Consider the following 13315-nt stretch of genomic DNA (forward strand, 5'->3'; position numbering starts at 1 on the left):
GAGAGAATCGTAGCGAACCTAGAGCACTAAAGAAAAGGCCCAAACCTTTCCAAAGGTTGATGTGCCATCGATCAAAATTTAAGGTCTCAAAATCCGGAAAAAACAAAGGTAAAGCGAAGAAGAAAAACGTCGATAAAGCTGCTTAAGTCCGTGCCATTCTGAACTGACCCCATTTAGGCCCTGATACGAAAAGCGGCTAAGAAATATTTACGATTTACGGAATGATCCCCTCGGATTCCCATGTCATCTTTTTGGTTCCCCTTATGTCTAAGATTCGCCTTAAATCATCCATGCCTTGGATTGATCCATCTCTATTTCTTACTACGAAAAACACTGTTACATACTTATTCTCAGATAAACTCGATAGCCACCCCTTGAAAGTTCTGTTGTTAGGAATAGGATCAGTTTCAATGTTTGGAATTGAGGAATCATGCAAATAGAACAGAGGAAAGACTTCCTTTAAGTCACTGAACTTACTATCGATTACATTGCAGTGTATCGATGCATAACTCAGCTCGCTAGAATAGAGGTTAACTTGTTCACGAACTGGTCCATAATCTGACTCCAGAAATAGATCAACTTTCCATTTTGCTTCACCACCCGATCTTTTATCTGAATGGTTCAAATCAAAAAATCGAAAAGCAAATTTGATGTTCTCGACAAGATGATTACCTGAGAAATCTCCAACTGGTAGAATTGGCGACATTCCATCTGGATGATCGATCATTATTCCATCTTTATAGATGGCATAAACCACGCCAACTAAAGGCATATGTGATCGAACTTTAAAGCTTCCTTTCACAACTGATGCCCCGAGCGAGTATTCTAAATCGCCGTAGTTAGTATCATCTAATTGAGTCTCAACGATGAAATCAGACGCACTAGCTTCAACAAGCAAGCACACGAATATACCAATCGAATATGCAATACGTAACGACATAAGGATCATATTCTATGTTGAAGGTGTTATCGTTTCACTTTTACCACACATTTTCGGACAAGCTTGCTTTGCTGATTTCCCAAGTCTCCAGCCTTTAATATTTCCGCTAGAATCATATGTTGGAACAGGCAACTTCCTAGTTGAGCAATCCATCGTGATTAAAACTTTATCGCAACATTCTTTATTAAACTCGCCTGCTTTATTTACAGCAATCTTCCACATTTTAGCCATAGCATTACATGCTTGGTCACTCATTATAGCGTTTCCTGCAAAACCAATACTAGGATCTGCTCTCCCTAATCCATCATTAGTAAATTCATCCAGCGCTCCTGGAGGCAGCAATGCGTGATCTGGGTATATATCCCGCAGCATATCATTAGCACGATCTGGCGCACATGAGCCATAGCCATATGCAGTACAATCATTTTTATTAGTAGTAGGATTTCCGTCTAAACCTTTCTTATCCTTAACTACTTCATACTGTTTGTTTCTATTCTCAATAGTGTTAATGTCCCCTTGAGCTCGATTTACAGATTCATTAAAAATGTCTCCTACAATATTTCGCTCATCTCCGCCATGCCCAAAATAGAGTTTGATAGTACAACTAAGCCCATACAGATCGACCATGTTTAGAGTATCATTCCCAACCATCGCATACAGGTTAAAACCACCATACTCCCCAATTGGATCCCTGTTTGGCCATCTCCCCGTCACCGGATCATAGTATCTGAAGCCGTAATAATACCAATCGAGGTCATCGACGAGTGGCTTTGTTGAAAATCCGTATTCCCCAACCAGCGTGCCACTAATGATATTGCCAAACGGATCGTAATCGACGGACATGACGGCCGTTCCGGTGCCGTCGAGTTTCTGCATGATGTTTCCGTTGGCGTCGTAGATTGGATAGAGATTGCCCTCCTTAAGAAGGCCGCCAACTCCACCAGCGCCTTGTATGGAGCCGCTCAGGTCGAGCCCCCAGAGATTGGATGACGAATGAATAAGGACTGATGACGGATCTTCAGTGAAGGTCGCAATGCGGTTCCAGCCGTCGTAGACGTAAACTTCGACATTGGTGCCGTCGTCTTTTTTGACTAGGCGCCCCTGGTAGTCGTAGGTGAAGTCGATGGTAGTCGCGCCGTCGGTGGCTGACGCGAGGCGGTTCTCGTTGTTCCATGTGTAGGTCCATGTGCCGCCGTCGGACGTGAGGTTACCGTCTAGGTCATAGACGGGATTCGTCGAATCAATCGCGGTGTATTGATTCAGCTCGTTCGCCGTGTAGGCGTTGGGCGAGACGCCCACGCTCCCTATTCGATTGCCGATCTTGTCGTAGGTAAAGGTGGGGTTCCAATTGGCGGCGGCTTCGATACTGTTAGCCGAGCCTACCACTTCGCTGCGGCTGTTGTAGCTGAAGTCGTCGGTGCTGGCAGTGTTGATAGCGCTGCCGCTTTGGGTGCGGTCGCTGCGGCGACCGAGGGCGTCGTGGGTGTAGGCGTAGGACGACAAGAGTGTCGCCCCTCGGGTCTTGTTCTCAATGACAGTCATGAGGTCACGGTTCGGCTCGTATGAATAGGCCACAGTATGCTGCGGTGCGTTCAATGTAGCAAGTAGATTGCTATTCGCTTCATAACCGTAGGAAAAGGTATCTGTACCATCGCTGACTGTCGAAAGGCGGCCGGCAGTATCATAGCCGTAGGTGGCGGCAGAGACGGAGCTCTGCCCTCCATCTTTCAGGCTGTAGCCCTTAGAGCGGCCCGTGAGACCGTTGGTTTCGGTGCCGTCTTCGCAGCTACGGGTAAGGCTATGTCCCCTGCTGAAAGTCGGAAAGTCGAGGCAATCGTGAGTATCGGTATTGTCGGCTGAAAACGCTGAGAGCATAAACTATTTGTCGCCAATTTCCAGCCAATCGATGACATTCGTCGTCCAATCAGTCGAATCCTTATCATTACAAGTTTCGATTTGAATTTCTACATGCTCCCCAGACTTTCGATGGAGCGGCTGATATCGGAATTCAATCGGAATATCTGAGCCCTTCCACTCGAGGGTCGGATATAATCCATGCATATTCGTTCCACCTATCAAATCACCTGAATCGGCGAGACTGCCATTTCCTTCAGCATCCACGAATATCAGTGAGCCATCAATCGCATAGGCTTCGATGCGTGTTGGTTCGGATGCGATGGCGCGCAGTGCGACAGTCGTCGCCCCAAGATCCTTCGCTGATAGCTGGTGATACACAGGCACTAGATAAAATGGGTTGTCGATTAAGTGTGCGGCATCGACAATCGCAACATCGGTCGCTCCAGCATACGCTTGCATCAACCAGTGACTCTCTAATTTTTGATTCACGGTGTAAACCGATAGCTGGATCTCAGTATCTTCAAGGAGCTGATCGACTCCACTGGCAGAAATAAGAATCGGCACCTGGCTATCGGCTAAGAGGGTGTAACTAAGCTTAGTGCCCCGTGGCTTATCACTGATCGCATTCGAAAGTTTAAAGGCAATATAATCGTCGGATGATGTCGCATCAACAATACTGAAGCGTTCCGATTCGATCTGGACTTGTAAATTGGCGCTCTGTGGAGTCGGATTGGAAATAGTAAAAATGGTCTGCCCGTCTGACACGATTGGAGCACTGACCATTCGCAAAGGTTGTAGACCAATCAGCCCCCAATCTGCTGCCACAGTCGGAGCGCTCGAATCTGATGCCTCCAGCAAGGCCAGCCACTTCGGCTCAAACAGAGACCGACCTACTCGATCCACCACCGCAAGCGCGGATTCTCTGTCGTTCAATAATACATAAATTTGAGCAAGTTGTCTCCATGCCTCGGTTTCACGTGGACTTAAATTCAAAGCAGTAATCAGTTCTAGAATGCGTTGCTGCATCTCCAAGGCCAATTGATAGTCCCCCGTCGCCATTAGATAGTGCACATAGCATTCATACACCCTCAACTCTTCTAGCAAGAGCCCTTGACTGCGCGCCCAAGTTAAGGCCTCCATCAGCCAAGTTTGAACAGGCGTATAGTTATTTTGATCCATCGAGAGATCACAAGCGGTGAGCAGTGCTTCGAGCCGAAGCAGTGGGAGTGTTTGTTCCGTAGTTGCCGTCAAGACCTCATCGACCAAAGCGAGCCCTGTTGTGAAATCCTCCCGCGCAGCGATGACCCGTGCACGCACTAACTTTGAGAACTGCCACTGATGGCTTTCAAAATATTGGTTGGCTTTTATCGTCGCTTCATTTTCGGCCAAATCTTCCAGATCAATTTCATCGAATCGACCTTGTTTCACCCGCAAAGCAGCCAATTTATATTTAGATTCTAGACAGCCTCGCGACTGCGAATCCCGGTATTTCTTCTTTAATACCAATTCATAAACCTGTGCTTCCTCTTCAATCAAGCCCAAGCCTGCAAAGACACTGGCCCGGATAAAGTATGCACTTTCATCCACAACAAAATGATAGCCAGGGAAGGTGCGTTTTGGTTTTTGGCCACTGACTTCTATGTATTGAATCCAACGATGCATCCAATCCGCATAAAGCAGCGCTGATTCCCAATCTCCAACAGCGAGTCGCTCTTGAGCCAGATATTTGACTGCACTCATTGTGTTGGCGCTAATTAAGTCGTCTTTAGAGAGCAAATCTTTTCGGTGAGTGACCGCATCGTACTTTATGTGTACAGGCAACGGATTCGAGGTGAATAAGCTGTAGTCATCGTTAAACCGAACAGCCTGAGAGTATGCATCGACATCAATGCCATCTTGTTCATGCATATGTTTTTTTAAATCGCCACAGACCTGACGCATCATGCCATAGCGTCCCAAAGAAACATAGCGTTCCGCCACATGCACTGCAGCACCGATACGCGTATAAGTATGTCTATCACTCGCGTTATAGGTGACGCACAACCATTTGTATAAGAAAAGACTCCACTCCAGTTCGTAACGCCCCGCTTGCGTCTGCCCTTCCCACCAAATGCGACTCGTGTATTTAAAGTCATCCGAACGCTTTCTCCAGTTAGCAAGGCCTTCATTTAAAATCTCAATTGCCTGAGCCTCGTCTCCGAGATCATAGGCCTCTTTAGCTAGTTTCATATTCGCGACAGCTGCCGCGTTGGATTGGCTCAGGTGCACTTCAGAATAGTTAGCAAAGCGCGAGATATCCTCCTGGCTGTAATAATCCACAACTTTCGGATCGGTGGACAACTCCTTGAGCGCATCCATACTATGACGGTGGCCTTTCTTCGCTGCGATTTCATAGAAATAAATGGCCTTAATTAAATCGCTTTTGACCGACCAACCATAACGATAATGATGTGCAGCGTGATAGGCTGCCATGACATGTCCCAACTCTGCGGCTTTCGCCTGATAGATCTGTCGAATCTTAGGGGCCTTCCAGTTAATCAAATATAGCGCGTAGTAGGCATCCGCATCGTGATTCATCTCGGCGTCACGCAGTAAGGTGGCTTCTGCTTGTTTGCGCGCTGCTGCAACTGCCTCCCCCTCTCCTTGATGCATCTGGTAGATCCCCGTGCGCAAGTCCTTCCGATTTGGGGAATGCTTTAAGCCAAGCCTAAAGTATTCCAAGGCCTGAGCATAATCAACTGCCAAACCATGCGTCCCAAAGCGATACGCTTGTGCCAGTTGAAAGACCGCATTGATGTCGCCCGCTTCGGCCAACATGCGATAACGATCCAGTGAATTAACAGCATTATGCGCGACCGAAGCAGTCGCCATCAAGCTGTTGCTGAACGAGACGATCAAGCATAAGGCGAGTGCATGGCAAACCCGGGGAATTTCGCAATATTTAGACAAGATTATGCTTTCATTATTGATGTGAAACTGTGCGCACCTGAAGAGATCTATCTACCCTCTAAGATCTGATAATCGAGAGCAGGAATGCAGACACCGTCCTGCTGGTAATCCTGCGACGAGAAATTCACACGTAGGGTCAGGCCATTGTCGAACACAGTCTCCTCAACTTCATCTGCGAGGAAACGGTGTGAGACCATCTCGCTGGTCGCGACGCGGTTCAGCCAATCATCGACATAGAAGGATTCGGAAAAGGCAGTTCGGCTTTGTTCCCACTCGTCTTTAGACGCAAAATACCAACGCATTTGATGGCCCCAAACCATTTGGCTGAGCCACAGCTTACGCAGTGCCTCGGGAGACGACTTTGTCGCATTAGATACGGTGTAGCGTATAGAGGCTTCGTGAAATACTAATCCCCACAATGGAATGGTTTCGCCAGTAACATGCTCTTGGTCGAAGGGTAATAAGAAGTCAGTATCCGGGACACTGAAATCGGAAGCACCCTCACTGCCCAGAACGACTGCCTGCTCTTTATAGAATTTTAATAATTCGATTTTACCCGCTTCATCCTGCGAGCGTGTTTGCTCATTGCCGGGTTCATAGGATTCGTAAAATTGAACCGCTGTCGTGGTATCGCAATACACGGCACGCACCGGAAGCTTTCCAATGTGCTCCCAATTACGACGTAAGTAATCCAGACTATTCTTTGAGTTTAAAATATACGCCTGCCCGCCGGCCCAATAACCGCCTGGCATGGGCATGCCTGATGGCATCTGTACAACACCTTGTGGCCAGCTGGGGGATTGTTTATAAATGTCCTGATAATTATCATGTAAGGCCACCGTCAGCGGATCTGGCTGCGAGAGCAGTTTCTTTAAACTATCGATCGAACCAAGAGCGGGCTCAGGCGGCCACACATCAGGATGCGATTCATCATAGCCCCCATTGATCCAACCACACAAAGTGACGAGTCCACGGGTCATACCCGCGTCCTTGACGGCCTCGACCATCTCGATGCACGCTTCATGAGTCTGGTGCACTTTTAAGTAAGGCGACTGTTCACCTTCCAATAATGGCTGCATGCGATCTTCGCGACATTCTGGATGGATCGTCCGGCATTGCCACAGGAACAAGGCGCGGCTGCCGATCATATTGGCCAGGGCCGGCGTCGCTTTTGCCTTTTCTACCAGCGAACGGAACAAGCCTTTTGCCTTTGCGTAAGCACGGAAGACTTTGGCCAATTCAACATAGTTACCTTCAACAAATCGAAAGCGCACGGAGCGCTGGCCTTGCCAACAATTCATCGATTTCAACCAGCCTGTGGTCGCGGTCATATTGGCCGCCATCACACCGGCATCTTGATAACCTTGATCGACCACGCCGATCCAGCCATGCCGTCCACGCAGGCCACCAAACCAGCGCATCGAAAGATGCGCGGGAAAGACCCAAAAGTGACGTTGACTCAGTGGCTTTCGAATCCAGCGTCCGACGCCCTGAGGCACAACTAGACTTTCCGATTCAATGGGCGTGGGAAAAACCAGGCTCGGCAGTGCCTCATCGATGTCGACCACCTGGCAATCGAACCACGGACCATCGAGCACAAAGCGGCATCGAAAATCACCACGCGGCTCCCCTTCTCGCCCGAGCAAAGTGAAGCGACACAGATCGCCCTCACATTCACCACGAAAACGCCCGGGATACTGCTCACAGATGGAGCGCTCTGTGCGCAACCAGACATGACCTTCGTTGATAGGCCCCTCTTCCTGTAAGGCCGCTGCGCCCATCCGCCAGATCGCATCATTGACCTTATCAACGATCACGACCGAGGCGTCTGAATAAACCACGACAGATAGAGAATCATTCTCTGCACTCCAAAGCTGTGTTTCCATACGATATATCCTACTGATGTTTACTGCTTGATTTTATAGAGCCCAACATAGCCGGCCCAAAGTTCACTGGTCTCCGGATTGAAGCGTAGGACTTGTGGACGCCGATAAGGAATGTCACCCGTCATATCGACCCACGTTGCGCCTCCGTCAGTCGTCTTGTAAATGCCACCGCTGGCATCATTACTCCAAACAACTTCCGAAATCCAAAGGGTATTGGGATCCTCAGGATGCACTTCAATACCAACGATTGAACGCTTGTTATTAAACTTGGTTACAGTTTTCCATGTTTTACCATGATCGGTGCTGCGATAAAGTTCTTTACCGCCCGCATAGACAGTACCATCGGCAGTGGTCATCAGGTTGAATAAATACTGATCTTTACTAAAGACGCGTTGCCAACTATCGCCGCCATCTTCGCTGCGATACACCCCACCCTTGGAGCCAAAGCCGGCCCAATAGATGCGCTGCGGATTGGTGGGATCGATAGTCAGACCATAATACATACGGCGGCTGCCGGGTTGATTGGCGAGTTGCTGCCAGGTATGGCCGCCGTCAACAGATTTAAAAATACCACCGCCGCTTTTGCCTTTGGTGGCGTCTCCGTCGATTCCCAAATACACGACCTGCGGATTGGAGGGGTCCACTGCCAAGGCACGTGGATAGCCCCGTCCCCACATCGTGTTGGCGCTGATTCGGTAGTCCGGAAGACCATCTGTGGTGGTCTGGTAACTCTCCCCACCGTCTTCGCTCACTACGATCAGTTGCGGCTTACTGCCGTCCCAGGGGCTCGCTGTCGAAATGATGCGATCTTGACCATCGATATGGTTCACCCGCACGCGCCAATTGTGACCGCTCAGATTGCCCTGATACTTTAAGGGCCACAGCTGCTTCCAGCTCTTACCATTATCTGGGCTCATCAAAGTGCCTTCATCCATGGCCGTCACATAGGTTCGGTCACCAATGAACTGAATATCGGTGACACAGGAAATATCGGCCATCTGGATACGCTCCTCCCATGTTTTGCCACCATCCTCGCTCAAGGAGCAGCGCCAGTTGGCGCTGGTATAGAGCTGCTGCGGATTCAGCGGATTAATCGTAATGTTGGTGACTACGCTCATACGCGAGAGTTCCCCCGTCTCCGGTAGTGTCGGATTCGCAGCGTAATCGGGCTTGGTGTATGACGAATCGATCCAAGTATTGCCGCCATCGGTCGAGCGATAGAAAGCACCGTTCCAGCCCTGAGAGCCGACGGCATACACATCGTTCGAATCAGCCGGACTCACCGCAACCTCCAGTAGTGAAACCTTATAGGCCATACCATTTTTCAGGCGCTTCCAGGTTTTGCCAAAATCGTTCGACTTCCACAAGCCATCGGAAAAGAAGGTTCCATAGACCACATTAGCCTGCAGTGGATCAAATGCGACGCCAGAGGCCTTTTGCGGCGTATCCAATTTTACCCAGCTTGCCCCCTGATCGCTACTGAGCACCAAGCCATTACCATCGGTAGCGGCGATCAAACGTTTGGGATCCAGCGGTGAAACAGCCACGGTGTGCACCGCCCCAGCGACGGGATCTCCGATGCGCAGGTTACCGTATTTGGACGGTCTGGATTTGTTGCTGAGCACTTTAATCGGCACCAGAACGGGTTGCTCACGTGAGCCGACTTGGCCATCGCTGCTCTGTGTGGCCGCAATAAAAAACGAGCTAATACTCGCGACGTGCTGCTGTCGTGGCAGATCGCCGACACAGGATACATCGATGCGATTAACTTTTGACCAATCCGGAGTCGCAGCCAAGGCAGCCGCTTTGTCGGGATGCTGTTTAGCAAATGTCGGATCGATGGAAAAATCCTCTGCAGTCAAGATAACATCGCGGGCCTCTTCCACTGCGAAAAGCTCATTCAAGTTGCGGCTCTGATAAGTAAAACCACTCCCTTTCAGATAGATATAAAATCCCTTTGGTGGCTTCGAACCGTCTCCCTTGAAATTCATTCCGAAACCGACGGCATCGGCAGGATTTACATGCTCGGGGAAGCTAAGCTGCGTCCACATGCCGCCGAAATAGTTGCCGTCGGCTTTGCCATATTGCAAACGCAGACGCCCCTCTTCGGCCCCCGCCACAGCGACCTTGTAGATTTCTTGCCAAGACTGGCCGCCATCGCGACTGCGAAACACTTTTCCAAAAGGCGTGCCCGCATAGATCACATTTCCATCCCGAGGATCGACTGCGACGGAGCGAATGCTCTTCTTTTTCTTTCCAAGAATGGCTAACTCCTTAGGACCAGTCTGCGGCAAGAGCTGCCAAGTCTCACCAGCATCCATGCTCTTGCACAGTCCACTCTCAGTCGCGGCATACACGGTGTCGGGATTGCTAGAGTCAACGGCCAGAGAAAACACCCCGTAATTCGCCAAGCCATTATTGATCATGCGCCAATTTCGGCCATAATCTTCTGTTTTATACACCCCGGCCACATCACCGGCCAAGTAGATCAGCCCCGGCTTGCTGGGATGAAAGGCTGCCGCATAAAAGTAGCCGCCACCGCCCCAGCCCGTCTGCTGCCACTTGGCATCGACGGTCGGAGTCTCCGCGGCTGCACTGGCGGTGATCCATAGTGAGGTGAGCAAAAGACCAAGTAGTCTTCGCGCGAAACGCATGCTAGGAAATTTCATTTTTTGGGATTATTTTTTATAATTTAAATTGTACGGGCTTGGAGTCCTACGATTACTCGTATTGGAAGACGCCACGACCGGCAGTGCCGATAAAGACGCGTCCGTATTTTTGACGGTCTCCCGCAAGAGCGGTCACTTTCTTAATGGTTGGGTCTGCGAGCTTCGTCCATGTGGAGCCATAATCGTCCGAGCGATAGACCCCATACTCGGAGCCCACACGACCATAGATATAGACCGCATAGCCAGTGCCTGACTGCGACTGACCAAAACTCACCGCAGTCACTTTACTGACGCCTTTGAACTTTGTCCACGTAGCAGCAGAGTCAGTCGAACGCCAAAGGCCTCCAATATTTTTGTTATATACAGAATCGTCACACACCCAAACATCGCCGCCCGATGGATTGGAGGGCGACGCGGGCGCGGCCACGATTTGAGGCGTGCGCATATTATAGGTATTACCGTTCTTAAGGCTTGAGGCCAGCGTCCAGGTGGCACCATCGTCCGTGCTCCGATAAATCTGATGCGCGGAGCTCCCAAAATTGGCCATGTAAAAATCTCCATTGACTCGATCCGCTGCGAGCGGTTGGCCTGAGATTTCAGTGCTATGACCGTTGGTATACACACCAGTGATTTCAGAGCTGGGGCCACCTGTGGACTGAGTCCATGTCACGCCGCGGTCATCACTATAATACGCACGATTTTTCGATCCGACAGGAAGCCAGACCAGCTTATCCGGATCGGTTGACGACGCAGCCACACGTCCGCCTGCGAGGCGCACCCCCGTTGCGGTCTTGTAGCGAGGCTCAGCAAAAGGATTACGAGCCGAATTGCTGCTGGCGTACGTCAGTGGACGATTTTTCCAAGTGAGCTCGTTTTCTGTCCAACTGGTATTGGCACATGCAAAGACGCCTACCCCATAGACAATACCTGGTTTAGCATCAAGTCGGTGAAGCTTCAAAGTCGCCGAGGAAATGGGCGACATTGCGCTCAGGTCGAACTTCATATAGATCTGGAGATCATTCGTGGTATTGGTGGTGTAAGTATGTGAGGCCTTCAGCACATCGAAGCTTCCGAAGTTACTTTCCTTGTCGGCCTTCGATCCAGCAACATACGTATCGGCAATAGGTGAAAACGGGGTCTCCGACGCGCCGTTAATGATCAACTGTGGCCGCAAGCTCGCATCCGCGGCTTCATTCGAGGCAAACTGAACAGGTGTGCGAGTAAAATTCGTGGCGTTTTTAGAGACGATGACCAAGGTCACCATGGAGACGCCTTTCGCCTGCTGCTTCGCCAAATAAGTGCTAAGATCCCAGCTCTCCCAATCAGCGGCACCGCTATCAATGCTCACTTGATCAATCTCACCGAAAAGCAACCAGCTCTTCCCCCCATCGCTGGAGTAGCCGCCACTGCCATTGCCGTAGTTGCCATGCCAAGCGCGCACCCAGACATCGTGATCGGCCTCACTAAAATCTAGACTGGTGGAGTTGGCTCCCGAGGGGTTGGTTAGTTTACCACCGCCTGCACCTGTGGGACGCAGCGTCGTGTCGTTGTAATAAAACCCAGAAATATCAGCGACTCCTGTAATCAACTGCGCGCCTGTAGGCGCATTGAGAACATCCATCACAACCGTTTCCTCCAGACCATTTTGCAACATGTACCAAGTCGCCCCCGAAGCCCCAAGGTTCTGTGCATCACGCGTGCGGGCCACACCGAAGAAATCCGAGACCCAAAGCTCGTTAGAATCCGCGGGATTCACCAATAAGGAAGCAATGTTGCCAAACCAGTAGCCATTGAGCGTCGGAGTGCCATCAGGCTCTTGTCGTTTATCACTGGTTGAATCTTGCTCCGCCCAACTGACGCCACCATCCGCCGAACGCCAGATTTTCTTGGAAGCCTTATCAGCAACATATACGATGTTCCCATCGTGATCATTCGGGTCCACCGCGACTCCATTAAAATATGCTTCTGAAATGGACGGTGTAATTGCACTGATTGAACCACCGCGTGGCAACTTAAAGACACCTTCACCGCCACCAGTGATGTAGAGCTTACCGTTACTAGCCATTTGCGCGCGACGGGGTGTGTTGAAGCTGCCGGAAGCCATAGGCACCTTCGTCCAATTGATTCCATCGCTGGTCTTATAAATGCCACCCGTCGTAGGACTGGACTTATAAATGCCACCCGTCGTAGGACTGGAAGCACCGTCAAATACACCGGCATAGGTAATCGTATTGCCATCGTTGGCATCGCAGAGAACAAAAGTCACTCCCGCGTCACGGCCTTTCTTCGCAGGCACTCCAAAAGGAACAGAGCTTGCAGGAACCTGTGTCCACGCCCAATCCTCGCCGGACCGCACACCCTTTTGTAAGCCTGCCTTGATCGAACCATACCAAATGACATTGGGATCATTCGGATCCACGGCCAAACGCTCGCCAAAGAAACGAGTCGTGGGTGAGTTCGGTGTCATTGAAAGCTCCGATAGAATCTCAGTCCACGAACTCCCACGGTCCTCGGACAGGAATATTTTATTCCCAGCTCCCACATAAACGCGGTCCAGATTACCGGGGTCTGTCGCGATGGATTCGACGCCCATCAATTTATTGGCCTTAGGCGTGCCAAAGGGAACCATGTGGTCGCTCAGTGAAATCCAGGTGCCATTGCCCTGCGGGTCATCATCGCGCGGAGACCAGCGAAAGGCCCCTCCCACATCCGTGCGGCAATATATGGCACTGCCGTCGCTGTTACTCGCCAAGCCCGTGACATAACCACCACCGCCGAGTGGAACGGTCGTCCATGCTGAATCTATGGCAGCGTTGCTCCAGTCACGATCTGACTGAGCATATATTTTGTTTAGCTGAACTATTTGAAAAGCAGTCAGATAAAGCACGAAGGTGAGGCACATCCGTAAAATTGAGACGTTCCATTTGAGGTATTTCATGGGCATTCAGAGGGGAATTACTGTAAGGACCTGAGCCGGCAACAAGGGAGGTCAAGTAAATGTGCCCTCAACAAAA

The 13315-nt window shown here is 50.3% G+C and carries 6 protein-coding genes; all 6 read right to left on the reverse strand.

The genetic code is table 11. The features are described 5' to 3' along the window. Positions 1-214: 214 nt before the first annotated feature. From QEH52_RS15145 to QEH52_RS15170, 6 genes are read right to left on the reverse strand one after another with little or no spacing between them, the layout of a single operon-like run. Positions 215-940, reverse strand: a complete 726-nt coding sequence (locus QEH52_RS15145; RefSeq protein WP_308951580.1) for a hypothetical protein — start codon at positions 938-940, stop codon at positions 215-217. A 12-nt stretch (positions 941-952) separates the two neighbouring features. Further along, on the reverse strand, positions 953-2815 hold the full coding sequence (locus QEH52_RS15150) for an RHS repeat domain-containing protein (RefSeq protein ID WP_308951582.1): 1863 nt from the start codon (positions 2813-2815) through the stop codon (positions 953-955). A gap of 3 nt (positions 2816-2818) precedes the next feature. After that, a complete protein-coding gene (locus tag QEH52_RS15155; protein ID WP_308951584.1) occupies positions 2819-5746 on the reverse strand; it encodes a tetratricopeptide repeat protein in 2928 nt (975 codons plus the stop codon). Positions 5747-5793: 47 nt separating this feature from the next. Beyond that, positions 5794-7632, reverse strand: coding sequence for a DUF5696 domain-containing protein (locus QEH52_RS15160; RefSeq protein WP_308951586.1), 1839 nt, complete (start codon positions 7630-7632; stop codon positions 5794-5796). 20 nt (positions 7633-7652) lie between these two features. Then, on the reverse strand, positions 7653-10301 hold the full coding sequence (locus tag QEH52_RS15165) for a VPS10 domain-containing protein (RefSeq protein ID WP_308951588.1): 2649 nt from the start codon (positions 10299-10301) through the stop codon (positions 7653-7655). Between the two features lie 52 nt (positions 10302-10353). Then, entirely contained in the window at positions 10354-13239 is a 2886-nt protein-coding gene (locus QEH52_RS15170; RefSeq protein WP_308951589.1) for a CBM96 family carbohydrate-binding protein, read from the reverse strand. Positions 13240-13315: the final 76 nt, after the last annotated feature.

Origin of the sequence: Thalassobacterium maritimum (genome assembly GCF_031127805.1) — a bacterium.
Taxonomy (GTDB): domain Bacteria; phylum Verrucomicrobiota; class Verrucomicrobiia; order Opitutales; family Coraliomargaritaceae; genus Thalassobacterium; species Thalassobacterium maritimum.

Excerpts from the sequence above, each read along its gene's own strand:
- QEH52_RS15145 (WP_308951580.1), bottom strand. The coding sequence starts at position 940 with ATGTCGTTACGTATTGCATATTCGATTGGTATATTCGTGTGCTTGCTT.
- QEH52_RS15150 (WP_308951582.1), bottom strand. The coding sequence starts at position 2,815 with ATGCTCTCAGCGTTTTCAGCCGACAATACCGATACTCACGATTGCCTC.
- QEH52_RS15160 (WP_308951586.1), bottom strand. The coding sequence starts at position 7,632 with ATGGAAACACAGCTTTGGAGTGCAGAGAATGATTCTCTATCTGTCGTG.
- QEH52_RS15165 (WP_308951588.1), bottom strand. The coding sequence starts at position 10,301 with ATGAAATTTCCTAGCATGCGTTTCGCGCGAAGACTACTTGGTCTTTTG.
- QEH52_RS15170 (WP_308951589.1), bottom strand. The coding sequence starts at position 13,239 with ATGAAATACCTCAAATGGAACGTCTCAATTTTACGGATGTGCCTCACC.